At 69.6% G+C, this 23,370-nt stretch carries 21 protein-coding genes; 10 read left to right on the forward strand and 11 right to left on the reverse strand.

The window, feature by feature from the left end; genetic code table 11:
• The first annotated feature begins 11 nt into the window (after positions 1–11).
• The 4 genes from AC1RL8_RS21745 (at position 12) to AC1RL8_RS21760 (ending at position 3,959) form a co-directional block, all read left to right on the forward strand.
• Positions 12–1,721: a putative 2-aminoethylphosphonate ABC transporter permease subunit gene (locus AC1RL8_RS21745; RefSeq protein ID WP_159278489.1), complete on the forward strand. Its 1,710-nt coding sequence runs from the start codon at positions 12–14 to the stop codon at positions 1,719–1,721.
• The gene (locus AC1RL8_RS21750) at positions 1,721–2,854 is read left to right on the forward strand and encodes a TIGR03364 family FAD-dependent oxidoreductase (protein ID WP_223301286.1); all 1,134 of its coding nucleotides are present in this window, start codon (positions 1,721–1,723) and stop codon (positions 2,852–2,854) included. Before AC1RL8_RS21745 ends, AC1RL8_RS21750 begins: the two co-directional genes overlap by 1 nt.
• A 40-nt stretch (positions 2,855–2,894) precedes the next feature.
• Complete coding sequence (phnX, locus tag AC1RL8_RS21755; protein WP_492686235.1) at positions 2,895–3,728, forward strand: phosphonoacetaldehyde hydrolase; 834 nt, start codon at positions 2,895–2,897, stop codon at positions 3,726–3,728.
• Between the two features lie 81 nt (positions 3,729–3,809).
• The gene (locus tag AC1RL8_RS21760) at positions 3,810–3,959 is read left to right on the forward strand and encodes a hypothetical protein (RefSeq protein WP_167394971.1); all 150 of its coding nucleotides are present in this window, start codon (positions 3,810–3,812) and stop codon (positions 3,957–3,959) included.
• A 40-nt stretch (positions 3,960–3,999) separates the two neighbouring features.
• Here AC1RL8_RS21760 and AC1RL8_RS21765 read toward each other — a convergent pair whose 3' ends face one another.
• A complete protein-coding gene (locus tag AC1RL8_RS21765; RefSeq protein ID WP_492686234.1) occupies positions 4,000–4,452 on the reverse strand; it encodes a GNAT family N-acetyltransferase in 453 nt (150 codons plus the stop codon).
• 98 nt (positions 4,453–4,550) lie between these two features.
• Between AC1RL8_RS21765 and AC1RL8_RS21770 the strand changes: the two genes are divergently transcribed.
• Entirely contained in the window at positions 4,551–5,819 is a 1,269-nt protein-coding gene (locus tag AC1RL8_RS21770) for an MFS transporter (protein WP_492686233.1), read from the forward strand.
• 21 nt (positions 5,820–5,840) lie between these two features.
• Here AC1RL8_RS21770 and AC1RL8_RS21775 read toward each other — a convergent pair whose 3' ends face one another.
• Together AC1RL8_RS21775 and AC1RL8_RS21780 are read right to left on the reverse strand one after the other, a co-directional pair.
• Entirely contained in the window at positions 5,841–6,206 is a 366-nt protein-coding gene (locus AC1RL8_RS21775) for an Imm1 family immunity protein (RefSeq protein WP_492686232.1), read from the reverse strand.
• A 46-nt stretch (positions 6,207–6,252) separates the two neighbouring features.
• Positions 6,253–6,642 carry an energy transducer TonB gene (locus AC1RL8_RS21780; protein ID WP_492686231.1) on the reverse strand — a complete coding sequence of 130 codons (390 nt, stop codon included), beginning with the start codon at positions 6,640–6,642 and terminating at the stop codon, positions 6,253–6,255.
• A 224-nt stretch (positions 6,643–6,866) separates the two neighbouring features.
• Between AC1RL8_RS21780 and AC1RL8_RS21785 the strand changes: the two genes are divergently transcribed.
• Together AC1RL8_RS21785 and AC1RL8_RS21790 are read left to right on the forward strand one after the other, a co-directional pair.
• On the forward strand, positions 6,867–7,289 hold the full coding sequence (locus tag AC1RL8_RS21785) for a tripartite tricarboxylate transporter TctB family protein (RefSeq protein ID WP_354345540.1): 423 nt from the start codon (positions 6,867–6,869) through the stop codon (positions 7,287–7,289).
• A 10-nt stretch (positions 7,290–7,299) separates the two neighbouring features.
• Entirely contained in the window at positions 7,300–8,823 is a 1,524-nt protein-coding gene (locus tag AC1RL8_RS21790; RefSeq protein WP_492686230.1) for a tripartite tricarboxylate transporter permease, read from the forward strand.
• 51 nt (positions 8,824–8,874) lie between these two features.
• On the opposite strand, the gene AC1RL8_RS21795 is transcribed toward AC1RL8_RS21790, so the two are convergent.
• Positions 8,875–10,296, reverse strand: coding sequence for an aminotransferase-like domain-containing protein (locus tag AC1RL8_RS21795; protein ID WP_492686229.1), 1,422 nt, complete (start codon positions 10,294–10,296; stop codon positions 8,875–8,877).
• A 99-nt stretch (positions 10,297–10,395) separates the two neighbouring features.
• Between AC1RL8_RS21795 and AC1RL8_RS21800 the strand changes: the two genes are divergently transcribed.
• The 3 genes from AC1RL8_RS21800 to AC1RL8_RS21810 are packed head-to-tail and all read left to right on the forward strand — an operon-like array spanning position 10,396 to position 12,612.
• Positions 10,396–10,584 carry a DUF2970 domain-containing protein gene (locus AC1RL8_RS21800; protein ID WP_056573062.1) on the forward strand — a complete coding sequence of 63 codons (189 nt, stop codon included), beginning with the start codon at positions 10,396–10,398 and terminating at the stop codon, positions 10,582–10,584.
• Entirely contained in the window at positions 10,584–11,306 is a 723-nt protein-coding gene (locus AC1RL8_RS21805) for a c-type cytochrome (RefSeq protein WP_492686228.1), read from the forward strand. Before AC1RL8_RS21800 ends, AC1RL8_RS21805 begins: the two co-directional genes overlap by 1 nt.
• 7 nt (positions 11,307–11,313) lie before the next feature.
• A complete protein-coding gene (locus tag AC1RL8_RS21810; RefSeq protein ID WP_492686227.1) occupies positions 11,314–12,612 on the forward strand; it encodes a c-type cytochrome in 1,299 nt (432 codons plus the stop codon).
• Positions 12,613–12,633: 21 nt separating this feature from the next.
• Here AC1RL8_RS21810 and AC1RL8_RS21815 read toward each other — a convergent pair whose 3' ends face one another.
• The 7 genes from AC1RL8_RS21815 to AC1RL8_RS21845 all read right to left on the reverse strand — a co-directional run bounded on the left by AC1RL8_RS21815 (position 12,634) and on the right by AC1RL8_RS21845 (position 23,348).
• The gene (locus tag AC1RL8_RS21815) at positions 12,634–14,070 is read right to left on the reverse strand and encodes an 8-oxoguanine deaminase (protein ID WP_492686226.1); all 1,437 of its coding nucleotides are present in this window, start codon (positions 14,068–14,070) and stop codon (positions 12,634–12,636) included.
• Positions 14,067–15,482, reverse strand: a complete 1,416-nt coding sequence (locus tag AC1RL8_RS21820) for a nucleobase:cation symporter-2 family protein (RefSeq protein WP_369631325.1) — start codon at positions 15,480–15,482, stop codon at positions 14,067–14,069. The genes AC1RL8_RS21815 and AC1RL8_RS21820 overlap by 4 nt, the downstream gene beginning before the upstream one ends.
• Positions 15,483–15,601: 119 nt before the next feature.
• Positions 15,602–16,504 (reverse strand): LysR substrate-binding domain-containing protein, encoded by a 903-nt coding sequence (locus AC1RL8_RS21825; RefSeq protein ID WP_492686225.1) that lies wholly within the window; start codon positions 16,502–16,504, stop codon positions 15,602–15,604.
• Between the two features lie 48 nt (positions 16,505–16,552).
• Entirely contained in the window at positions 16,553–18,796 is a 2,244-nt protein-coding gene (locus AC1RL8_RS21830) for a phosphocholine-specific phospholipase C (protein ID WP_492686224.1), read from the reverse strand.
• A gap of 15 nt (positions 18,797–18,811) precedes the next feature.
• Positions 18,812–21,031: a phosphocholine-specific phospholipase C gene (locus AC1RL8_RS21835; RefSeq protein ID WP_492686401.1), complete on the reverse strand. Its 2,220-nt coding sequence runs from the start codon at positions 21,029–21,031 to the stop codon at positions 18,812–18,814.
• Between the two features lie 32 nt (positions 21,032–21,063).
• Complete coding sequence (locus tag AC1RL8_RS21840; RefSeq protein WP_159273959.1) at positions 21,064–21,240, reverse strand: hypothetical protein; 177 nt, start codon at positions 21,238–21,240, stop codon at positions 21,064–21,066.
• 50 nt (positions 21,241–21,290) lie between these two features.
• Positions 21,291–23,348: a LamG-like jellyroll fold domain-containing protein gene (locus AC1RL8_RS21845; RefSeq protein ID WP_492686223.1), complete on the reverse strand. Its 2,058-nt coding sequence runs from the start codon at positions 23,346–23,348 to the stop codon at positions 21,291–21,293.
• Positions 23,349–23,370: the final 22 nt, after the last annotated feature.

The following is a 23,370-nucleotide window of genomic DNA, read 5'->3' on the forward strand; positions in this document are numbered from 1 at the left end:
AGAACAACAACATGAGCACCCCTTCCGAAGCCCTCGCCCCGATCGCCATCCCGCGCTCGAATCACTTCGACCGCGAACGCTGGCTCACCGGCGCCGCCGTGCTGCTCGTCGTGCTGCTGCTCGTCGTGATCGTCGCGCTCCCCGTCGGCGCGCTCGTCGGCCAGAGCTTCTACGACCGCGCAGGCAGCTTCGTCGGCCTGACCAACTTCGCGCGCTACCTCGAGAGCCCCGCGCTCGTGCAGTCGGCCTTCAACAGCGTGCTGCTCGCGGTGATCAGCGCCGTGCTGTGCACCGCCATCGCCTACGTGTACGCCTACGGCCTCACGCTCTCGTGCATGCCCGCCAAGGGCCTGCTGCGCGCCGTGGCGCTCATGCCGCTGCTGGCGCCTTCGCTGCTGCCGGCCATCAGCCTGATCTACCTTTTCGGCAACCAGGGCCTGTTCAAGGGGCTGCTGGGCGACCTGTCGATCTACGGCCCGCTGGGCATCGTGCTCGGCTCGGTGTTCTGGACGCTGCCGCATGCGTTGCTGATCCTCACCACCGCCATGGCCACGTCCGACGGGCGTTTGTACGAAGCCGCGCAGACGCTGGGCGCTTCGCGCTGGCGCATCTTCCGCACCGTCACGCTGCCCTCGTCGCGCTACGGCCTCATCGTGGCCGCGATGGTCGTGTTTGTGCTCGTCATCACCGACTTCGGCGTGCCCAAGGTCGTGGGCGGCCAGACCGGCGTGCTCGCGACCGACATCTACAAGCAGGTGGTCGGCCAGCAGAACTTCCAGATGGGCGCGGTGGTCGGCCTCGTGCTGCTGATTCCGGCGGTGCTGTCGTTCCTCGTCGAGCGGCGCGTGCGCCGCAAGCAGGCCGCTGCGCTGTCGGCGCGCGCCACGCCCTACCAGCCCGAGCCCGTGAAGACGCGCGACCGCGCACTGCTCGTGTTCTGCACGCTCACCGCCATCGCCATCGTCGTGATGATCGGCATGGCCGTGTTCGCCTCGCTCGCCAGCTACTGGCCCTACAAGCTCACGCCCTCGCTGAAGAACTACGACTTCAGCAACATGGACGGCGGCGGCTGGGGCAGCTACGGCAACTCGCTGCGCCTGGCGCTGTGCGCGGCCGTGGCGGGCGCGCTCGCCACCTTCGTGTCGGCCTACTTCGTGGAGAAGCCGCGCCACTTCGGCCTGCTGCGCGAGCTGCTGAACCTGCTGGCCAACCTGCCGCTGGCGGTGCCGGGGCTCGTGCTCGGCGTGGGCTACATCTTCTTCTTCAACTCGGCGGCGAACCCGCTGCACGGCCTGTACGGCGGCATGGCGATCCTGGTGATCTGCACCGTGGCGCACTTCTTCTCGGTGGCGCACCTCACCTCGCTCACCGCGCTGCGTCAGCTCGACCGCGAGTACGAGCTGGTGTCCGAGTCGATGGGCGTGCCGTTCTGGCGCACGCTGTGGCGCGTGCACCTGCCGGTGGCGCTGCCCACCGTGCTCAACGTGGCCGGCTACTTCTTCGTCAACGCGATGACCACCGTGTCGGCCGTCGTGTTCCTCTATTCGCCGCAGACCACGCTGGCCGCCATCGCCGTGCTCAACATGGACGATGCCGGCGACGTGGCACCCGCCGCCGCCATGGCCTCGCTCATCATGCTCACGGCCGCCGTCGGCCGCGGGCTGTTCGCGCTGGCCGGGCACTGGGCGCTGAAGCGCACGCAAGCCTGGAGACAACGTTGATGAACCCCAGCATGTCCGTCGACAGCTTCGATGTGATCGTGGTCGGCGCCGGCATCGTCGGCCTGGCCCACGCCTACACCGCCGCGCAGCGCGGCCTGCGCGTGTGCGTGGTCGAGCGCGATGCCGCGTGCCTGGGCGCATCGATCCGCAACTTCGGCTTCATCACCGTCACCGGCCAGGCGCCGGGCGACATGTGGCGCCGCGCCATGCATTCGCGCGACGTGTGGCAGGCCATCGCGCCGCAGGCCGGCATCGACATCGTGCACCGCCACCTCTGGCTCGCGGCCTACCGCCCCGAGGCGCATGCCGTGCTCGAAGCCTTCCTGCGCACGCCGATGGCCGAGGCCTGCGCGCTCATCGACGCCGCCGACGCGCAGGAGCGCGCGCCCGGCCTCAACCTCGCGCAGGCGCGCTCGGTGCTGTTCAGCCCGCACGAGTTGCGCGTCGAATCGCGCACCGCCGTCGGCCTGCTCGCGCGCTGGCTGGCCGAGGTGCACGGCGTCGTGTTCCGCTTCGGCGAGACCGTGCACGAGGTCGAAACCCCGCGCGTGCGCACCTCGCGCGGCACCCTGCGCGGCGAGCGCGTGGTGGTCTGCACCAACACCGAGTTGCACGGCCTCTTCGCCGGCCGCATCGCCGCGCACGACCTCACGCTGTGCCGCCTGCAGATGCTGCGCGTGCAGCCCGAGGCCGGCTTTCGCCTGCCGGGCGCGGTCATGACCGACCTGAGCCTGGTCCGCTACGAGGGCTACAGCAGCTTGCCCGAAGCGGCGGCGCTGCGCGAACGGCTGATGCAGGAAGAGCGCGCCTCGCTCGACCACGGCATCCACCTCATCGTCGTGCAGAGCGCCGACGGCTCGCTGGTGGTCGGCGATTCGCACCACTACGGCGATGCACCCGAACCCTTCGCCATCGAGGCGGTCGACCAGCTCATCCTGCGCCACCTGCGCAGCACGCTCGACCTCGAGACCGCGCAGGTCACCGAACGCTGGACCGGCGTGTACCCGTCGTCGAAAACCACGCCCTGCGTGATCGACGCGCCCGACGACGCCACGCGCGTGGTGCTGGTCACCAGCGGCAGCGGCGCGAGCACGGGCTTCGGCATTGCCGCCGACGTGTTCGACGCGTGGTGAGCATCACCGCCTTCTTCATCCCTTTTCTTCTTTCGTCGCCATGAACGCCCATCACCATGCCAGGCTGCAGGCCGTCGTCTTCGACTGGGCCGGCACCATCCTCGACTTCGGTTCTTGCGCGCCCATGGGCGCTTTCGTGAAGCTGTTCGCACAGTTCGGCATCGACATCACCATCGACGAGGCACGCGCCCCGATGGGCATGGCCAAGTGGGACCACATCAAGGCCCTGGGCACGCAGCCGCGCATCGCCGCGCAGTGGGAAGCCAGGCACGGCCATGCCTTCAGCGACGCCGACGTCGACCGCCTGTACGAGGTGTTCACGCCCATGAACGCGGCCAGCGTGCGCGACCACACCGACTTCAATCCGGGCGCGATCGAGGCCGTCAACGCGGCGCGCGAGCGCGGCCTGAAGATCGGCTCCACCACCGGCTACAACCGCCCGATCATGGACGTCGTCACGCCCATCGCCGCGGCCGGCGGCTATGTGCCCGACAACCTCGTGTGCGCGGGCGACCTTGCGGCGGGGCGCCCGTCGCCGCTCATGATGTACCGCTGCTTCGCCGACCTCGGCGTGTGGCCGCCGCACGCCGTCGTCAAGGTCGACGACACCGGCGTGGGCCTGCAGGAGGGCCTGAACGCCGGCACCTGGGCCGTGGGCGTGTCGGTCAGCGGCAACGTCAACGGCCTGACGCTGGCCGAATGGCAGACGCTCGACGCCGACAGCCAGCAGGCCCGCCGCGCCCGTGCCACCGCCGAGCTGCAGGCCGCCGGCGCGCACTACGTGATCGACAGCGTGGCCGACCTGCCGAACGTGCTGGAAGACATCGAGCGCCGCCTGCAGGCCGGCGAGCGGCCGGAAGTCCTTTTGCGCTGAAGCAGAAAGCTCGCTTTACCGACGGTGGCTGGCGCTGCCGTCCGACTTGACGCGTCACTTCGCGGGCTTAGCATGCGCCGCATGCGAAGCACAGCCTTTGTTCTTCTGCTCTGTCTCGGCCTGCTGACCGCGGCCTGCGACGGCAAGCGCAAGCCCGGCATTCCGATGCCGAAGGCCTTCTTGTCGTCGAGCGTCGTGGTGGTGATGGCACCTGCGCCGTTCGTGGGTTGAGGCTGCCGGAGCGTTCAGCGCACCGGCCGCGGCGAACGTCTCAGGACGGGACGTACGCCAGCACTTCATCGCCCGCCGCATCGAAGGCGCCCGTGGGCTTCCAGCCCAGGTGCCGGTAGAAGCCGTGCGAGCGCACCTGCGGATCGGGCGAGCAGCCCAGGAAGAGCCGCTGGAAGCCCAGCCCCTTGAACTCTTCGACCATCAGCGCGAGCAACGCCTTGCCGATGCCCTGGCCTTCGTACGCAGGCAGCAGGGCCAGCACCGCGATCTCGCCGGTGTCGCGGTCGCCGAAGCAATAGCCCGCCAGCTCGCCGTCGACGAGCGCGACGTAGCCGGGCAGGGAACCGTCGGCAATGCCGGCCCGCCAGCTCTCCAGGGTGATGCCGAGCGCCTCGAGCTCCGCGACCGAGAAGGCGTTCTCTCGCGTGCGGCCTCGCAGGTCGAGGCACGCGGGCGTGTCTTCGGGAATGGCTTGTCTGTAGGTGATGGGCATGCGTCGGGTGCTCGAGGGCGCGCGCAGCAGGCGGCGCGGCCTTCCGCGAGAATGCCACACGACGTGCGCCACCCGATGCACGCGTGGAGACAAGAAGAATGAAGACGACCCCAGAGACAACCATCGTCCACCAGCCCGACTCGCGCTATGCCATGGTGCGCCTGGCGCTCACGCTGCTGGTCATGACGGTCGGCAGCAGCGGCATGTACGTGGTGTCGGTCATGCTGCCCGCCGTGCAGGCCGAGTTCGGCGTGGCGCGCGCCGATGCCTCCATGCCCTACACGCTGCTGATGCTGGGCTTCGGTTTCGGCGGCGTGCTCATGGGCAAGCTGGCCGACCGCATCGGCGTGATGAAGCCGTTGCTGATGGGCTCGGTCTTCCTGGCCGCCGGCTACATCGCCACGGGCCTGTCGCAAGGCATCGTGTCCTTCACCATCGCGCAGGCGCTGCTGGTCGGCCTGCTCGGCAGCTCGGTGGCCTTTGCGCCGCTGGTGGCAGACACCTCGCTGTGGTTCGTCAAGCGGCGCGGCATCGCGGTGGCGGTGTGCGCCAGCGGCAACTACCTCGCGGGCGCGGTGTGGCCGCCCATCGCGCAGCACTTCGTCGAACAGGTGGGCTGGCGCCAGACCTACATCGGCATGGGCATCTTCTGCGGCCTGACGATGGCGCTGCTCGCGCTGTTCTTCCGCGCACGGCCGCCGGCACTGGCCGAGGTGGCGCCGGTGTCGCAGGTGGCGGGCAGCACCCTGGTGCGCGACATGACGCGCCCCTTCGGCTTGAGCATGGGCACGGCGCAGGGCCTGCTGTGCGTGGCGGGCGTGGCCTGCTGCGTGGCGATGGCGATGCCGCAGGTGCACATCGTGGCCTACTGCGGCGACCTGGGCTACGGCCCGGCGCAGGGCGCGATGATGCTGTCGCTGATGCTGGGCTTCGGCATCGTGAGTCGGCTGGTGTCGGGCGCCATCTGCGACCGCATCGGCGGGCTGCGCACGCTGATGCTGGGTGGCGTGCTGCAGTGCGTGGCGCTGCTGCTGTTCCTCCCCTTCGACGGGCTGGTGCCGCTGTACGTGATCTCGGCGCTGTTCGGCCTGTTCCAGGGCGGCATCGTGCCCTCGTACGCGATCATCGTGCGCGAGCACTTCCCGCCCAGGGAAGCTGGTGCGCGCGTGGGCACGGTGCTGATGTTCACGCTGTTCGGCATGGCGCTGGGCGGCTGGATGTCGGGCAAGGTGTTCGACCTGACGGGCAGCTACCACGCGGCCTTCCTGAACGGCATCGGATGGAACCTAGTGAACGTGAGCATCGCGGCGTTCCTGCTGTTCAGGGTGCGCCGGATGCGGCGGGGTGGGGTGGCGGTGGCGGCCTGAGGCCGTGAAAGATCGCGCCGCCTAGCTTTCGCACCACGTGATCGATTCGGGCCGCGCGCCGTTGCGGTCGCGGAAATCGACGAGGGCCTGGCGGCAGTGTGCGACGTCGCTGCACCACGCGAGCGGGTACTCGTCGACCTGTCCGTTGCTCAACGTGAAGACTCCCAGGCCGGGCCGGTGTGGGTCGCCCGACGACCTGAAGCCGCTGTCACCCGGCTCTCGGAGGTACATCAGCCAGGCGTTCTCGCCATTGCGCAGCATGCACATCGAAGGGCCGTCCGGCACGCAGACCCACAACTCGAACCGGGAGGTCGACTGGATCAGATCGAGCGCACGGGCCCACGGGCCCGGCGCCGAAATGTCCAGCAAACGATCGTCGAGCGTCATCTGAATCACGTGCGGCATCTCGTGTCTTGCGTCCGGACGGGCGTTCCTAATTCATCGTCGGCTGCTGCGGCGGCGACGTGATGAAGAACCGGATCGGCACCTCGCGCCACACCACCGTGCCGTCATCCGGCGTCGGCTTGAAGCGCCATGTGCGGACGGTCTCGACGGCCGAGCGGTCCAGCCGTGCGTGGCCGCTCGATTCCTTCACCTCGACGCTCGCGGGCAGGCCGGCCGGCGTGGTGCGCACGCGCAGCAGCACCATGCCTTGCTCCCCGTTCATCCGCGATTCGGCGGGGTAGGGCGCGTTCGGGTTGGGGGGCTGCGGCGACCATTCGCCGGGCGCTGGCGGCGGCGGTGCCGCGCAGGCGGCGAGCAGCGCGGCGGTGGTGGCGACCGCCAGGAGCGCGTGTCGGGGAGCGTGGCGTGGTGTCTTCATCGGTGTTCCGCAATCCTTCGAAAGGAGGCCCCGCGCATTGTGACCCGGGCGCGTTCACCGCCTTCGCGCCCGGTACGTAGTTCCCCTCGCGGCGTCGTCAGATTCCGATCAGCTTGCAAAAAGAGCATCGATCCGTCCGGAACTTTCCTCCGGACGGAGACACGCCCGCGCCGGTTCCACCGGTCGCGGGCGCATTCGAATCACAACACTCCGTGAGCGTATGAATGAAAAATAGAAACCTTGTCAGAGGTCTGTTCCTCATGGCGATCGCGCTGGCCTTCGGCCTGACCGCGCTGCGCTATCCCATCGGCGACTTCAGCCGGGCGGGGCCGGGCCTGTTCCCCGTGATGGTGAGCAGCCTGCTGCTGCTGATCGGCGTGGCCACCGTGGTCCGGTCGTTCGTGGTGGCGCCGGTGACGCTGGACCTGAACTTCAAGAACATCGGACTCATCCTGTCGAGCCTGTGCGGGTTCGCGCTGATCTCGATGTACGTGAACATGATCGCGGGCATCGTCTTCATGGTGTTCTGTTCGGCCTTTGCGGGCAGTTCCAACTCGTGGCTGCGCAACGTGAAGATCTCGGCGGGCCTGATCGCCATGGCGCTGGCGCTGCAGAAGCTGCTCGGCCTGAACCTGCCGCTGTTCTGAGGCCACGACCATGACGGAAGTTTTGAACAACCTGGCGTTCGGTTTCTCGCACGCCCTGACACTCCACAACCTGATGTACTGCGCCATCGGCTGCACGGTGGGCACGCTGGTCGGCCTGCTGCCGGGCCTGGGGCCGCTGGCCACCATCAGCCTGCTGCTGCCGCTGACGTATTCGATTCCCACCACCGGCGCGCTCATCATGCTGGCCGGCATCTACTACGGTGCGCAGTACGGCGACAGCGTGAGCGCGATCACGATGAAGATCCCGCACGCCAGCAGCATCGTGGCCTGCATCGACGGCTATGCGATGACGCTCAAGGGCAAGACGGGCCTGGCGCTGTTCACGGCGGGCTTCTCCAGCTTCATCGGCGGCACGGTCGCGATCCTGGTGCTGTCGTTCCTGGCGCCGACGCTGGGCGAGGTGGCCTTCCTGTTCGGCCCGGCGGACTACGTCGCGATGATGCTGGTGGGCTTCGTGTGCGTGAGCTTCGTGACCACGGGCAGCCTGCTGAACGGGCTGGCGATGTGCATGATCGGCGTGCTGCTGGGCACCATCGGCACCGACGTGAACAGCGGCATGGCGCGCTTCACGATGGACATGCCGTTCCTGACCGACGGCGTGGGCATCGTGAGCATTGCGCTGGGCTGCTTCGGCATCGCCGAGATCACCAAGAACCTCGACTCGCGCGAGGAGCGCTCGCCCTTCAACGGCAAGATCAACCTCATCCCGACCTGGGCGGAGTTCAAGCGGATCATTCCGAGCGCCTTGCGCGGCAGCGTGGTCGGCTCCATCCTGGGCATCCTGCCCGGCGGCGGCCCGACCATTGCGCAGTTCGCGGCGTACGCGCTGGACAAGAAGGTCAGCAAGTACAAGCACGAGATCGGCACCGGCTGCATCGAGGGCGTGGCCGGCCAGGCGGCGGCCGACGAGGCGGCAGCGCGCACGAGCTTCATTCCGCTCATGAGCATCGGCATTCCCGAGAACGCGGTCATGGCGCTGATGCTGGCGGCCTTCATCATCAAGGGCATCCAGCCGGGCCCGAACATGATCGCCAGCCACCCCGAGCTGTTCTGGGGCCTGGTGGCCAGCATGTGGATCGGCAACGTGTTCCTGCTGGTGCTGAATGTGCCGCTGGTGCGCTACTGGCTCTCGGTGTTCAAGATCCCGTACAGCGTGCTGTTCCCGTCGATTTTGTTCTTCTGCTGCATCGGCACCTACAGCGTGAACAACAACCTGCAGGACGTGTTCATCACCGCCGCGTTCGGCTTCATGGGCTACATGTTCATGCGGCTGGAGCTCGATGCCGCACCGCTCATGCTGGGCTTCATCCTCGGGCCGATGTTGGAGGAGAACTTCCGCCGCGCGATGCTGCTCAGCCGCGGCAGCTTCGGCACCTTCGTGTCGCGGCCCATCAGCGGCACGCTGCTGGGGCTGATCGCGGTCTTCGTGGTGTGGCAGCTCGTGGCGTTCGTGCTGCAGGCGCGCAGGAAGAGCGAGGCGCCGGCGCCGGTGGCGCTGGAACCGCAGGAGTAAGCGACGCGACAGCGCTGAACAACGCCCGCCCCTTCGGCGGGCGTTGTCGTTTCAGCTCGCTTCTTCTGCCACCAGCCGCCCGAGCGTCTGCAGGGCCCGCTCGCTGTGCGCGTCCCACGCGTGGCCGTAGTTCAGCCGCAGGCAGTTCGAGAACGCGCGCGTGGCCGAGAAGATCGGGCCGGGCGCGACGCTGATGCCGCGCTCCAGCGCGAGGCGATGGATCTCCAGCGCGTCCACCTGCGCCGGCAATTCCACCCACAGGAAGTACCCGCCCAGCGGTCGCGTGGCGCGCGTGCCGGCTGGAAAGTAATGGCCCACGGCCTGCGTGAAGCTGGCCTGCTGCATCGCCAGCGTCTGGCGCAGCTTGCGCAGGTGCTTGTCGAAGCCGCCCTTCTCGAGGTAGTCGGCCAGCGCCAGCTGCGCGGGCACCGAGGTGCTGAGCGTGGTCGTGAGCTTCTGGCGCGCCACCGTGCGCGCGAAGCGCCCGGCCGAGGCCCAGCCGATGCGGTAGCCGGGCGCGAGGCTTTTCGAGAACGATGAACAGTGCAGCACCAGCCCCTGCGTGTCGAAGGCCTTGGCCGGCGGCGGGCGGCGCTCGCCGAAGTACAGCTCGGCGTACACGTCGTCCTCGATGAGCGGCAGTTCGTGGCGCGCGAGCAGTTCGACCAGCGCCTTCTTCTTCGCGTCGGGCATCAGGCTGCCCAGCGGGTTCTGGAAGGTGGTCATGAGCCAGCAGGCGGTCGGCTTGTGCGCGGCGATGGCCTGCGCCAGCGCGTCGAGGTCGATGCCTTCGCCCGGGTGCGTCGGCACCTCGATGGCGCGCAGGCCCATGCGCTCGAGCGCCTGCAGCGCGGCATAGAAGGTGGGCGACTCGACGATCACCGCGTCACCGGGCCGCGTCACGGCCGAGAGGCACAGGTTGAGCGCCTCGAGCGCGCCGTTGGTGACCACGATCTCCTCGGCCGGCACCGGCAGGCCGTCGGCCAGGTAGCGCAGCGCGATCTGCCGGCGCAGGGCCGCGCTGCCGGGCGTGAGGTCGTCCACGGTGCGCCACGGGTCGAGCGACTTGGCGCTGGCCGCCATGAACTGGCCCAGCCGCGCCAGCGGAAACAGCAGCGGGCTCGGAAAGGCCGAGCCGAAGGGCACGACCTGGCGCGACATGCTGGCTTCGAGGATGTCGAACACCTGGTCGCTCACCTCGAGCGCGCGCGGGCCTTCGGCGGGGCGCGAGGTCAGGGTGGTCTCGGGCGGCGCGTCGCGCAGGCCGCCGCCGGCCACGTAGTAGCCCGAGCGGTCGCGCGCGCGCACCAGCCCGCGCGCCTCGAGCAGGTAGTAGGCTTGGAACACGGTGGAGGCGCTCACGCCGCGGCTGCTGCCTGTGTGGCGCACGGAGGGCAGGCGGTCGCCGGTCTTGAGGGTGCCGTTGCGGATCGAGGCCTCGATGTCCGAGGCCAGTGCTTCATAACGCTTCATCGGTGGGCCGTTGTCATTCGCGGGGACTCTAATCTGATATGGTGAATCGAGCTGGATCTGCATCTGTTTTTTTTGCCCCGTTTGCGCGACAGTGGACCCATGTTCAATCTGATGCGCGCGGTGCGCGCCGTACTCTGGAGCTTCATCGGGCTGGGCGGCCGCCGGGCCGACGCCGACAAGCGGACCGCCCAGCTGGGCATCCTGCCGCTGATCGGCGTGGGCCTGTGCATGGCCCTGCTGCTGATCGCGGGCCTGTTGGCCCTGGCGCATTTCGCGGCAGGCACGTGATGAAGGCCGTGCTCCACCGGGCAGCGCTGGCCCTGGCGCTGCTGTTGCCGCTCGCGCCCATCGCCGCGCAGGCCGCCACCACCGTGCCCGACACCATCGAGCAGCGCGTGGCCGCCTGCATCGCCTGCCACGGGCGCGAGGGCGCCACCACCAACGCCGGTTTCTTCCCGCGCCTGGCGGGCAAGCCCGCGGGCTACCTGTTCAACCAGCTCGTGAGTTTTCGCGACGGGCGCCGCTTCAACAGCGACATGACCTACATGGTCCAGCACCTGTCGGACGACTACCTGCGCGAGATGGCCGAGTACTTCGCCAACCTGTCGCTGCCGTACGCGGCGGTCTCGCCGCAGAGCGACGCCTCGCCCGAGCAACTGCGCCGTGGCCGCCAGCTGGCGCTCGAAGGCGATGCCGCGCGCCAGATTCCGGCCTGCGTGCAGTGCCACGGCGCCGCCCTCACGGGCGTGCAGCCGGCCATTCCGGGCCTGCTGGGCCTGCCGCGGCTGTATGTGTCGTCGCAGCTGGGCGCCTGGCTCACCAAGGAGCGCCATGCGCCCGCGCCCGACTGCATGGCGCAGATCGGCCAGCGCATGACCACCGCCGACATCAACGCCGTGGCCAGCTGGCTGGCCGTGCAGCCGATGCCGGCCGACACCCGCCCGGCGGCCTCGCTGCCCGCGCCGCTGCCCGTGACCTGCGGCGGCATGCCCACCGCGGCGAAACCCTGAGAACCCGATGACCGCGCGACTGAGACATTTCGGCTGGGCCCTGCTGGGCCTGGTCACCCTGGCGGCCGTGCTGGCCGGCGTCGTGCTGGCGCTGAACCTGCGCGGCGAAGACCCGCTGCCCGAACGCGCCGAAGCCTTCGAGGCCACGCCGCAACTGATCGAGCGCGGGCGCTACCTCGCGCTGGCGGGCAACTGCGCCGGCTGCCACACCACGCGCGGCGGCCAGCCCTATGCGGGCGGCGTGCCGCTCGAAACGCCGTTCGGCACCATCTACGCGACCAACCTCACGCCCGACCCGACGCACGGCATCGGCGGCTGGAGCAGCGCGCATTTCTGGCGCGCCATGCACAACGGCCGCAGCAAGGACGGGCGCCTGCTGTACCCGGCCTTCCCGTACCCGAACTTCACGCAGGTCACGCGCGAAGACTCCGACGCCCTGTACGCCTACCTGCGCAGCGTGGCGCCCGCCGACACGGAAAACAAGGCGCACCGCCTGCGCTTCCCGTACGACACGCAGGCCGCGCTCGCGGTGTGGCGCGCGCTCTCGTTCAAGCCGCAGCCCTTCGTGGCGAACGCGAACAAGCCGGCTGAATGGAACCGCGGTGCTTACCTGGTCGGCGGGCTGGGCCACTGCATCGCCTGCCACGGCAGCCGCAACTCGTTGGGAGCCACAGAAACCAAGCTCGGGCTGTCGGGCGGCCTGATCGCGGTCGAGAACTGGTACGCGCCCTCGCTGGCCGATCCGCACGAAGCGGGCGTGGCCGACTGGCCCGCGGCCGATGTCGTGGCGCTGCTCAAGAGCGGCACCGCCCCGCGGGGCTCGGTGATGGGCCCGATGGCCGACGTCGTGTTCCGCAGCACGCAGTACCTGAGCGATGCCGACCTGGGCGCGATGGCCATCTACCTGAAGGACCTGCCCGAGGCCGTGAAGCAGGACGCGCCCGCAGCCCAGAAGGCCCCCGCCGTGCCGGTGCGGCGCGACGCCGGCGCGATGGTGCGCGGCGCCAAGATCTACGACCAGCGCTGCGCCTACTGCCACGGCGACCAGGGCCAGGGCGCGGCCGGTGCCTACCCACCGCTCGCGGGCAACCGCGCGGTGACGATGGCGCGGCCCACCAACTTGATCCAGGTGGTCGCGCACGGCGGCTTCCTGCCTGCAACGGCCGGCAACCCGCGCCCCTACGGCATGCCGCCGTTCGGGCACGCGCTCGACGCCACCGAGGTGGCCGAGGTGCTGACCTACATCCGCGGGTCGTGGGGCAACAACGCCGCGCCGGTCACGCAGCTGGACACGATGCGCCGCTGACGCGCAGGGCGCACCGCTTTTTCAGGCGGTGTGCGGATGCCGCGCACTCTCGTACAGCGTGCGCGCCAGGTCGCGGTGTGTGGCCAGCAGCGGCGCCAGCTCGAAGCCCGTGAAGCGCCCGTCGCGGATGCGGACCACGCCGTCGATCACGCTCAGCGCCGCCGCCACCGGCGTGCAGAACACCAGCGCCGCCACCGGGTCGTGCCAGGCGCCCGCGTGGTCCACGCCGCGCATGTCGAAGGCCACGAGGTCGGCCGACATGCCCGGCGCCAGCGCGCCGATGTCGTCGCGCCCGAGCACGCGGGCGCCGCCGAGCGTGGCGATCTCCAACGCCTCGCGCGCGGTCATGGCGGCGGGGCCGTAGCCCACGCGCTGCAGCAGCATCGCCTGGCGCGCTTCGCCCAGCATGTGGGCGCCGTCGTTCGACGCGCTGCCGTCCACGCCCAGGCCCACGGGCACGCCTGCGCGCCGCATCGCGCCGATGGGCGCGATGCCCGAGGCCAGCCGCATGTTCGAGCACGGGCAGTGCGCCACGCCGGTGCCGGTGCGCCCGAAGAGCGCGATGCCGGCGTCGTCCAGCTTCACGCAGTGCGCGTGCCACACGTCGTGGCCGACCCAGCCCAGGTCTTCGGCGTACTCGGCCGGCGTCATGCCGAACTTCTCGCGCGAGTAGGCGACGTCGTTGTCGTTTTCGGCCAGGTGCGTGTGCAGTGACACGCCGCGTTCGCGCGCCAGTTCGGCCGACAGCCGCATCAGGTCGCGCGACACCGAGAACGGCGAGCAGGGCGCCAGCACGATGCGGCGCATCGAGTGGCGCGCGGGGTTGTGCCAGCGGCCGATGAGGCGCTCGCTGTCGCGCAGGATCGCGGCCTCGGTCTCCACCACCTCGTCGGGCGGCAGGCCGCCGGCGCTGCGGCCCACGCTCATGCTGCCGCGCGCCGCGTGAAAGCGCATGCCCATGGCGTCGGCCGCTTCGATCGAGTCGTCGAGCCGCGACCCGTTGGGGAACAGGTAGAGGTGGTCGCTGGTGGTGGTGCAGCCCGAGCGCATCAGCTCGGCCATGGCGGTCTGCGTCGACACGCGGATCATCTCGGGCGTGAGCCGCGCCCACAGCAGGTACAGGTTCGTGAGCCAGCCGAAGAGCTCCGCGTCCTGCGCCTCGGGCACGGCGCGCGTGAGGCTCTGGTACATGTGGTGGTGCGTGTTGACCAGCCCGGGCATCACGACATGGCCGTGCATGTCGATGGCCTCGGCCTGGCCGCTGCGCAGCGCGTCGAGGTAGGGCGCCGGCAGCTCGGCCGTGGCGCCCACCCAGGCGACGGCGGGGCCGTCCATCACCACGGCGCCGTCGGCGATCTCGCGACGGGCGGCGTCCATGGTGACGAGCACGTCGGCGTGGCGAACGATCAGCAGCGGCGGGCGCTGCGGTGAAGGGGACGAAGGGTTCTGGAAGGTCATTCGGTACCGTGCGAAGTGCGCGCCGCCATCGCGAAGGAGCGTTCCTTCGACAGCACGCCGTTGTAGAAAAGATTGAGCAGCACTGCGGCCAGCGTGCCCAGCACGATGCCGCTGTGCGTCAGCGGATGGGTCCAGGCGGGGAAGTGCTGGAAGAAGTTCGGCGACAGCGTGGGGATCAATCCGAGCCCGATGGAAATCGCGATCACGTAGAGCGCATGGCGGTTGTGCGCATAGTCGATCGCGCCCAGGATGCGCACGCCCGTGGCCGCCACCATGCCGAACATCACGATGCCCGCGCCGCCGAGCACGAACTGCGGCACCGAGGCCACGATGTGCGCGATCTTCGGAAAGAGCGCCAGCGCGATCAGCATCAGGCCACCGCCCGCCGCCACGTAGCGCGAGCGCACGCCCGTCACCGTGACCAGCCCCACGTTCTGCGAGAACGAGGTGTAGGGAAAGGTGTTGAACACACCGCCGATGACCGTGCCCAGCCCGTCGGCGCGCAGCCCGCGCGTGAGCGCGTCGGTCGTCACCTTGCGGCCGGTGATCTCGCCCAGCGCGAGGAACATGCCGGTCGATTCGACCAGCGTGATGAGCATCACGATGCACATCGAGGCGATGGCCGTGAGCTCGAAACGCGGCAGGCCGAAGTGGAAGGGCGTGGTCACGGCCATCCAGCTGGCTTCCTCGAGCCCGTCGAAGTGCATGCGCCCGAGCGCCAGCGACAGGCCCACGCCGAACACGATGCCCAGCAGCACCGCGATGTTGGCGATGAGGCCTTTGCCGAAGCGCGTGATCGCGATGATCACCGCCAGCACGGCCGCGGCAATCGCGAGGTTCACCGGCTCGCCGTAGGCCGGGTTGGCCACCGCGTGCGCCACGCCGTCGACCATGCGGGTCGCGGTGGGCTGGCCGCCGGCGGCCCAGTTGATGGCCACGCCCATGAGCGACACGCCGATCAGCGTGATGACCGTGCCCGTGACCAGCGGCGGAAACACGCCCAGCACGCGCCCCATGAGCGGCGCGACGAGCATGCCGAACACGCCCGCCACGATGGTCGCGCCGTAGATCGCGGGCAGCCCGAGCGAGGGGTCCATGCCGATGGCGATCATCGGTCCGACGGCCGCGAAGGTCACGCCCATCATCACCGGCATGCGGATGCCGAAGCGCCAGAAGCCGATGGCCTGCACCAGCGTGGCGATGCCGGCAGCGAACAGGTCGGCGTTGATGAGGAACGCGATGTCGGCCTTCGAGAGGCCGAGCGCGCCGCCCACGATGAGCGGCACGGCCACCGTGCCCGCGTACATCACGAGCACGTGCTGCAGGCTCAATGCGCCGCAACGGGCGAGCGGAAGCTTCTGGTCGACCCCTTCGCCGTCTCCTGCGGGGGTCTTTTTATCGTTCGAGAACATGGGAACCTTTCCTGCCGATGAACCGGCGCGGCAGTCTAGGAGCGATGTCTTTGCCCATGCAAAGTCAATAAATGACGCGCCCTGTGCACAAAAAGTGGACGGTCATCGAAGGGCGAATGTCAGGGCGCCAACAGGTCGTCCAGGCAGGCCACGACATGGTTCGCGAACAGCTCGGCCGCGGCGCTCGGCGGCTGCGCGGCGCGGGTCTCGAGCGTGAGCGTCTGGGCGCGCAGCGTGGTGTCGCGCAGCGGCACGAAGACGAGGGTGCCGTCGTTGCGCTCCTCGTCGACGTCCAGGCGATTGAGCAGCGTGATGCCGCCGCCGTCGCGCACCAGCCGGCGCATCAGCGCGGTGGAGGTGGTCTCGACCACCGGCGACACGCGGATGGCCGAGCGCTCGAAGGCGGCATCGAGGATCGGGCGGATCGACAGCGAAGGCGCGGGCAGGATCAGCGGGTAGCCCACGCACTCGGCCAGCAGCGCGGTCGCATGCGCCGTGAGCGGATGGCCCGGCGGCACCACCGCGCCGATCGGCCACTCGCTGCTGAACAGCGTGCGAAAGCCGGCCGTGCCGGGCACGTCGTAGGCCAGCGCCAGGTCGGCATCGCCTTCGGCCACGCTGCGCAGCACAGCCGCGATGGGCAGGCCCAGCAGCTTCAGCTGGATGCCCGGGTGCGCCGCGCGAAAGCGCTGCACCACGGCGGGCAGGAAGGCGTCGGCCAGGCCGGCCGTGGTGGCCAGCGTGACCTCGCCCTGGCGCAGGCCGCGCACGTCCTCGATGCGCTGGCGCACCAGGTCGAACTCGCGCAGCGTGCCGCGCGCATGCGCCAGCACGATCTCGCCCACGGGCGTGAGCTTGAGCGTGTTGTGGATGCGCTCGAACAGCGGCGCGCCCAGCTCTTCCTCAAGGTTGAGGATCTGGCGGTTGACGGCCGTGGGCACCACGTGCAACTGCTCGGCCGCCTTGCGGATCGAGCCCGCGCGAACCACTTCGACGAAGTACCGGATGACCTTGGCGTGCATGAATTCCCCCGCGCCGCTGGCGGGCGCGGGGGGATCATGCCTACGTCTTCAGAGGTCGGGCAAGCCCATGGCCGGATCGCTGACCGTGTGCTTGCCGGTTTCCACGCGGCCGGCGAAGCGGCGGTAGAAGGCCGGGTCGCTGTCGCAGGTGACGGCGAAGTCGTACCACTGGCCGCTGGCGGCCAGTTCCCAGTGCTGCTCGGCCTGGGCGCCGCCGTTCACCGTCGCGTTCCACGGGCCGTCGTCGCGGTAGGCCTTGGCGCGCACCGTGAACTTGCAAGGGGCCTTGCCGTCGTTGCGCATCTGCAGGTAGACGTTGCCGTTGGCGATGTCGTAGCAGACACGCACCTCGGGCGCGGCCACGCCGCCGGCGCGCAGGCGGTTGAGGTCGCCCTTGAAGTGGCGGTGGTAGCCGTTGGGGCCGAGCACCCAGAGGTCGTAGAAGCCGCTGTTGTCGATCGCAGCGGTCCAGCTGTCGTCGAGTGTCTTGCCGGGCTCGACCATGTAGCGGCGCGGCAGGCGGTCGAGGTTGAGCTTGTCGTACACATGGAACACGGCGGCGGCCTTGCCGGTGTTCGAGAAGACCAGCTTCACGGTGCCGGCGAGGGTGTCGGCCTTGGCGCTCGTGTGCAGCTCGTAGGGCAGGGCGCGCGACGGCCGCGTGCCGGTGGCCTGGCGCGGCAGCTGCGGATCGGTCGGCAGCGGCACCAGCGGCAGCGCCTGCTGGTCGTTGCGCACCTTGTCGGCGTCGGTCCGGCTCAGTTTGCCTGCGAGTGCGGGCAGGGCCTCGGTGTTCGGCGTGGCGAAGTTGAAGGCGCTCGTGAGGTCGCCGCACACCGCGCGTCGGAAGGGCGAGATGTTGGGCTCCTTTACGCCGAAGCGCGTCTCGAGGAAACGCAGCACCGAGGTGTGGTCGAAGGCCTGCGAGCTGACCCAGCCGCCGCGGCTCCAGGGCGAGATCACGTACAGCGGCACGCGCGGGCCGGGGCCGAACACGCGGTTGTCGGGCGTCGGCTGCGAGGTGCTGCCGTCGGGTGCCGGCTGCGTGAAGTACTCGGGCTTCAGGGCGTCGGCGGCGAGCGTGGTCTTGCCGGCCGGCGTCTTGTCGGGGTTGAGCGAAGGCGCCGAGGGCGAGGGCATGTGGTCGAAGTAGCCGTCGTTCTCGTCGAAGTTGACCAGCAGCACGGTCTTGCTCCACACCTCGGGCACGGCGGTGAGCGCATCGAGGATTTCCTGGAGGAACCATGCGCCCTGCACCGGGCTGGACGGGCCCGGGTGCTCGCAGTAGGCCGAGGGCGCGTTGATCCAGCTGACCTGCGGCAGGCGGCCGGCCTTGATGTCGCGCCGGAACGCGTCCAGGTAATCCTCGGGCTTGTCGCCGGGCAGCGTGTTGGCGATGCCCTTGTACAGCGGGTTGCCCGGGTTGTCGCTGGCCGCGTCGTAGGCGTGGAAGGGAAGCTTCTGGCCCGTGTCGGAAAACGGCGCCTTGTAGTAGCCGCTGGTCACCGGGTAGGGCGACGCGCGGTTGGCGCGGCGGAACTGGCGGAACGCGCCCAGCATGTTGTCGCCCCATTCGTCGGGCATGTTCTGGTAGCAGATCCAGCTCACGCCGGCGTCTTCGAGGCGCTCGGCGTAGGTCTTCCACGTGTAGCCGGTGTCGACCTTGCTGGGGGTGGCGTCCAGCCAGTCCCACTCGTTGCTGACGAAGGCCACGTTCTGCGCGGTCGGGCCGTTGGTGCCGGTGATGTGGAACGAGCGGTTCGCGTCGGTGCCGGTGTGCATCGCGCAGTGGTACGCGTCGCACAACGTAAAGGCATCGGCCAGCGCGAACTGGAACGGGATCTCGGCCTGCTTGTGGTAGCCCATGGCCTTGGGCGTCTTGTAGCGCGCCCATTCGTTCATGCGGCCGCCGCCCCAGGCCTGCTGGCTGTCGTCCCAGTCGTGCGGCGTGCCGCCGTCGCGCTGCGCGTTGCCCTTGCGGCTGTCGAAGTGGTACGGCAGCACCACGTTGCCGTTGGCATCGCTTTGCTGCCAGACGTTGAGGCCCTTGGGCAGCGGAATGGGGAAGCGGTCGCCGAAGCCACGCACGCCGGCCAGCGTGCCGAAGTAGTGGTCGAACGAACGGTTCTCCTGCATCAGGATCACGACGTGTTCGACGTCCTTGATCGTGCCGGTCTTATTGTTGGCCGGAATGGCCAGTGCGCGCCGGATGCTCGGCGGAAAGGCCGAGAGCGCGAGCGCGGCGGCACCGGTGGTGGCGGTGCCGGTGAGGAAGTTGCGGCGGGAGGTCATGGTGTCACCCCGGCCTCAGGCGGCGGCCGTGCCCATGGCCGGGTCGCTCACCGAATGCCGGCCGGTTTCCACGCGGCCCGCGAAGCGCCGGTAGTAGCTGGTGTCGGCGTCGCAGGTCACTTCGAAGTCGTACCAGGCGCCGCTGGCGGCCAGGTCCCAGTGCTGCTCGGCCGAGGTGCCGCCGGCCACGGTCGCGGTCCACGGGCCGTCGGTGCGGTAGGCCCGGGGACGCACGGTGAACTTGCAGGCGTTGCGACCGCCGTTGAGCATCTGCAGGTAGACATTGCCGTTGGCGATGTCGTAGCACACGCGCACTTCGGGGTTGGGCGCATCGCCGGCGCGCAGGCTGTTCAGGTCGCCGCGGAAATGGCGGTGGAAGCCGTTGGGGCCGAGCACCCACAGGTCATAGAAGCCCGTGTTGTCGAGCATCGCGTTCCAGGTGTCGTCCAGCGTCTTGCCGGCCTCGACCATGTAGCGGCGCGGCAGGCGTTCCAGGTTGAGCTTGTCGTACACGTGGAAGACGGCGGCGGCCTTGCCGGTGTTGGCGAACAGCAGCCGCACCTTGCCGCTGGTGGCGTCGTTGCGTGCGCTCACGTGCAGCTCGTAGGGCAGGGCGCGCGAGGGGCGCGTGCCGGCGGCCTGGCGCGGCAGCTGCGGCGTGGCAGGCATCGGGACCTGCGCCTGGGCTTCCTGCGCCGCGCGCTTGTCGTTCGCCTGCGTGCGACTCGTGCGGCCGGCCAGCGTCGGCAGCACTTCGTTGTTGGGCGTGGCGAAGTTGAAGGCGCTCGTCAGGTCGCCGCACACCGCGCGGCGGAACGGCGAGATGTTCGGCTCCTTCACGCCGAAGCGCGCCTCGATGAAGCGGATCACCGAGGTGTGGTCGAAGGCCTGCGAGTTCACCCAGCCGCCGCGGCTCCAGGGCGAGATCACGTACATCGGCACGCGCACGCCGGGGCCGTAGACGCGGCCGTCGGGCGCGGGCTGCCTGGTGGTGCCCGGCGGCTTGGGGTGCGTGAAGCGCTCGAAGGCGATGTCGGCCTCGGGCAGCGTCGTCTTGCCCGCGGCCGAGCCGTCGGGGTTGAGCGAGGGCGCGGCGGGCGAGGGGTAGTGGTCGAAGTAGCCGTCGTTCTCGTCGAAGTTGATGAGCAGCACGGTCTTGCTCCACACCTCGGGCACGGCGGTGAGGGCATCGAGCGTTTCCTGGATGTACCAGCCGCCTTCCACCGGGCTCGACGGTCCGGGGTGCTCCGAGTAGGTGGCGGGCGCGATGATCCACGACACCTGCGGCAGCTTGCCGTTCTTCACGTCGTTGCGGAAGGCGTTCAGGTACTCGTCCACGTTGGCGCCGGGCATCGTGTTGGCGATGCCCTTGTACAGCGGGTTGCCGGCGTCGTCGCTGGCCGGGTCGTAGGCCGGCACCGGGCCGGTGTTCTTGATCGGCTTGCCCGAGGCCTCGCTGGCCTGGCGGTACTGCTTGAAGCCGACCAGCGGGTTGTCGCCGAAGTTGTCGCGCATGTTTTCATACACGATCCAGCTGACACCGGCGGCCTGCAGGCGCTCGGGGAAGGTCTTCCACTCGTAGCCGGTGGTCGAGGGCGGCGTGTAGCTGTCGTCCCACTCGTTGGTGACCGAGGCCACGTTCGCACCCGTGGGGCCGTTGGTGCCGGTCCAGTGGAACATGCGGTTGGAGTTGGTGCCCGTGTGCATGCTGCAGTGGTAGCCGTCGCACAGCGTGAAGGCGTTGGCCAGCGCGAACTGGTAGGGCAGCTCGGCCTGCTCGAGGTAGCCCATGGCCTGGGTGTAGGGCGCGGTGCCGGTCTTCTTGTACTTCACCCACTGGTACGCGCGGCCGCCGTCCCAGGCGTTCTGGCCGTCGTTCCAGTCGTGCGGCGTGCCGGCGACGCGCTGTGCGTTGCCCTTGGTCTGATCCAGGTGGTAGGGCAGCACGGGCGTGCCCGTCTCGTCGGCCTGCTGCCAGACGTTGCGACCGCCCGGCAGCGGAATGGTGAAGCGGTCGCCGAAACCACGTACGCCCATGAGCGTGCCGAAGTAGTGATCGAACGAGCGGTTCTCCTGCATCAGGATGACGATGTGCTCGACGTCCTTGATGGTGCCGGTCTTGTTGTTGGCCGGAATGGCCAGCGCGCGGCGGATGCTCGGCGGGAAGGCCGAGAGGGCGAGGGCGGCCGCGCCGGTGGTGGCGGTGCTCGTGAGGAATTTGCGGCGTGAATTCATGGTCTTGTCGTGGGATGTCATGACGTCGCGGGTCACGGTGCGCAGCGCATTTCGGGCTTCACGCCGGGCTCGGGCTGGGGCTGCGGTGGCGGCGTGATGACGGGCGGAATGCCGCCGCCGCCGTTGTCGCTGCCGCCGCAGGCGGACAGCGTGCAGGCCAGGAGGAAGGCGGCCAGCAGGCGCGCGGGGAGGGAAGCTTGGAGCAACATGGGGTGATCCTCTCTTTGTGATGTCGTGGAGATCGGGGTGATCGGAGTAATCAGGGAGCCAGTGCCGACAGCGGCTGGCCCGAGGTGTAGATGGCCGTGAGCTCTTCGGCGGTGAGCGCGCGGTTCCAGATCGCGAAGTCGTTGAAGTCCATCGCGCCGCGCGGCGAAGCCGACCAGCGCTGGTAGTACAGGCCGGTGGCGTCTTCGTTCAGGGCGATGCCCTTGCCCAGGCCGCCGAGCGCGGCGACCAGCGCATTCGAGAGCGCGACGCTGCCGGTCTGCGTGCCCTTCACGGGGTCGAACACGTAGCCGCTCATGTTCTTGCCGGCCTTGTCGACGACCATCGCCACGTAGGCCCAGCGGCCCGCGCTCAGGAAGTGCTTGCCCTTGATCTCGCCGCGGCCGCTGCCGGTGCCGGTGTTGAAGCGCAGCTCGCAGTTGCTGAACAGGCCGAGCGCCAGGCCGGCGTTGTCGCCGGTGTCGTAGTTCTTGTTGGCGATGACCGAGGCGCCGTTGCTCACTCCCTGGCTGCAGGTGGCGTCGATGCGCAGCCAGAAGCCGAAGGTGAAGGCGGCCACGGCGGGCGACGTGGTCACGTCGCGCGTCTGCAGCAGCTTGTAGCCGGCCATGCCGCTCGCGTTCTTGATGCGGCTGTCCACGCGCAGCGCCTGCACGCGGTAGGGCGGCAGGAAGTTGTCGTCGGCCACGAGCGAACCGCCATCGGCATCCGCGGCCATGGGCACGAGCGTCGCGGTCGCGTTGAGGTCCAGCGCGGGCAGCGCGTCGAGCGGGAAGAGGTTGACCAGGCCCACCTTCACGTAGGCGATCTGCGCGGAGACCGAGACGTTGGCGCCACCGGCCGCGACCGTGTACTGGAACGCGTAGAGGCCGTCGGTCGCGGCCTTGACGGGGTCGGTGTAGCGTGTGGCACCGGCCGGCAGCGTGGCGATGGGCTTGCCGTCGCGCAGCACCTGCACCGGGCCGCCGAGGTCGCCCGCGAGCGTCCACGAGAGTTCGATGCTGCTGCGGTCGGCGCTGGTGCGGGCCGCGAGCTGCTGCACGGCGGTGGTGGCCTGCAGGGCCTGGCCGTTGAGGTTGTAGGCCGCGGTCGCGGGCAGTGCGCCAAGGTGGCGCAGCACCGTGGGCGCGATGTCGGTCGCGGCGGCCGACTGGCGCAGCGCGGTGTCGTCGGCCGGCGAGGCGGCGCCGACGGCGGGCAGCGCGGGCAGGGTCTTGTTGCTGGCGATGAAGACGGTCTTGTTGTCGACGTCCTTCAGGCTGGTGACGCCGCCGAAGGCATCGAGGCCGTGGCCGGTCGTGAGGATCACGAGCCAGTCTTCCTTCGCGTCGTTGGCCGTGCGTTGCGCGATGCGCGCGAGCAGCTGGCCGACGGCCGTTGCGGTGTCGGAGACGGCGCGCTGGTAGCTGTCGCTGCGCAGGCCGTTGGCGGCCGCGGCGGCGGGCGCGCTGTACTGCGCCACGAGCAGGTCGTAGCCTGCGCCGATGAGGCGCGTGGTGTTGGCGGTCACGCAGGCGTCGGCGCCGGCGCAGTCGACGGCGGTGTCGAGCGTGCCGGTCTCTGCGAGCAGCAGGTTCGGATAGAGCGCGTTGGCGGTGACCGATGCGGTCAGGTAGCCCGCGTCCTTCTTCTGCTTCGCGAAGGCGAAGACCGAGGGCGCGAGCTTGGCGTCGATGCGCTGGTCCGCGGTGTCGGCGCGCACCGCATGGCGCGGCACCCAGGTGCCGGTCAGCAGCGTGGCCCAGCCGGGGCCGTCGGTGGCGGGCTGCTCGCTGAGCGCGCCGTCGGTGCCGCCGGTCCATGCGGGAGCGAGTTGCAGCGACTGCAGCGCGGCCGGCACCTTCTTCTGTGCGATGGCGTCGCGCAGGACGGCATGCGTGAGCCCGTCGATCTCGACGATCAGCGCCTTGGGGCCGCTCTTGCCTTCGTTGGGCGTGTTGCTCGGGGGCGGCGTCGGGGTGCCGCTGATCGGGGGAAAGGCAACGCCACCGCCGCCTCCACCGCCGCAGGCCGCGAGCGCGGCGGAAATCGCAAGGGGCAACAGCCAGCGCGTGAGAGGCGCGGCGTGCGTGAGGGAGTTCGGACGCATCGGAAAAGCCGTTCGGTTCTTG

It is taken from the genome of Variovorax sp. GW822-FHT04E09, assembly GCF_058800845.1.

What these genes read in the sequence shown, in the direction of transcription:
- AC1RL8_RS21785 (WP_354345540.1), top strand. Translation starts at nt 6,867, where the DNA reads ATGAAAAATAGAAACCTTGTCAGAGGTCTGTTCCTCATGGCGATCGCG.
- AC1RL8_RS21805 (WP_492686228.1), top strand. Translation starts at nt 10,584, where the DNA reads ATGAAGGCCGTGCTCCACCGGGCAGCGCTGGCCCTGGCGCTGCTGTTG.
- AC1RL8_RS21780 (WP_492686231.1), bottom strand. Translation starts at nt 6,642, where the DNA reads ATGAAGACACCACGCCACGCTCCCCGACACGCGCTCCTGGCGGTCGCC.
- AC1RL8_RS21810 (WP_492686227.1), top strand. Translation starts at nt 11,314, where the DNA reads ATGACCGCGCGACTGAGACATTTCGGCTGGGCCCTGCTGGGCCTGGTC.
- AC1RL8_RS21795 (WP_492686229.1), bottom strand. Translation starts at nt 10,296, where the DNA reads ATGAAGCGTTATGAAGCACTGGCCTCGGACATCGAGGCCTCGATCCGC.
- AC1RL8_RS21770 (WP_492686233.1), top strand. Translation starts at nt 4,551, where the DNA reads ATGAAGACGACCCCAGAGACAACCATCGTCCACCAGCCCGACTCGCGC.
- AC1RL8_RS21830 (WP_492686224.1), bottom strand. Translation starts at nt 18,796, where the DNA reads ATGACCTCCCGCCGCAACTTCCTCACCGGCACCGCCACCACCGGTGCC.
- AC1RL8_RS21800 (WP_056573062.1), top strand. Translation starts at nt 10,396, where the DNA reads ATGTTCAATCTGATGCGCGCGGTGCGCGCCGTACTCTGGAGCTTCATC.
- phnX (WP_492686235.1), top strand. Translation starts at nt 2,895, where the DNA reads ATGAACGCCCATCACCATGCCAGGCTGCAGGCCGTCGTCTTCGACTGG.
- AC1RL8_RS21835 (WP_492686401.1), bottom strand. Translation starts at nt 21,031, where the DNA reads ATGAATTCACGCCGCAAATTCCTCACGAGCACCGCCACCACCGGCGCG.
- AC1RL8_RS21750 (WP_223301286.1), top strand. Translation starts at nt 1,721, where the DNA reads ATGAACCCCAGCATGTCCGTCGACAGCTTCGATGTGATCGTGGTCGGC.
- AC1RL8_RS21790 (WP_492686230.1), top strand. Translation starts at nt 7,300, where the DNA reads ATGACGGAAGTTTTGAACAACCTGGCGTTCGGTTTCTCGCACGCCCTG.
- AC1RL8_RS21765 (WP_492686234.1), bottom strand. Translation starts at nt 4,452, where the DNA reads ATGCCCATCACCTACAGACAAGCCATTCCCGAAGACACGCCCGCGTGC.
- AC1RL8_RS21840 (WP_159273959.1), bottom strand. Translation starts at nt 21,240, where the DNA reads ATGTTGCTCCAAGCTTCCCTCCCCGCGCGCCTGCTGGCCGCCTTCCTC.
- AC1RL8_RS21820 (WP_369631325.1), bottom strand. Translation starts at nt 15,482, where the DNA reads ATGTTCTCGAACGATAAAAAGACCCCCGCAGGAGACGGCGAAGGGGTC.
- AC1RL8_RS21775 (WP_492686232.1), bottom strand. Translation starts at nt 6,206, where the DNA reads ATGACGCTCGACGATCGTTTGCTGGACATTTCGGCGCCGGGCCCGTGG.
- AC1RL8_RS21815 (WP_492686226.1), bottom strand. Translation starts at nt 14,070, where the DNA reads ATGACCTTCCAGAACCCTTCGTCCCCTTCACCGCAGCGCCCGCCGCTG.
- AC1RL8_RS21825 (WP_492686225.1), bottom strand. Translation starts at nt 16,504, where the DNA reads ATGCACGCCAAGGTCATCCGGTACTTCGTCGAAGTGGTTCGCGCGGGC.
- AC1RL8_RS21845 (WP_492686223.1), bottom strand. Translation starts at nt 23,348, where the DNA reads ATGCGTCCGAACTCCCTCACGCACGCCGCGCCTCTCACGCGCTGGCTG.
- AC1RL8_RS21745 (WP_159278489.1), top strand. Translation starts at nt 12, where the DNA reads ATGAGCACCCCTTCCGAAGCCCTCGCCCCGATCGCCATCCCGCGCTCG.
- AC1RL8_RS21760 (WP_167394971.1), top strand. Translation starts at nt 3,810, where the DNA reads ATGCGAAGCACAGCCTTTGTTCTTCTGCTCTGTCTCGGCCTGCTGACC.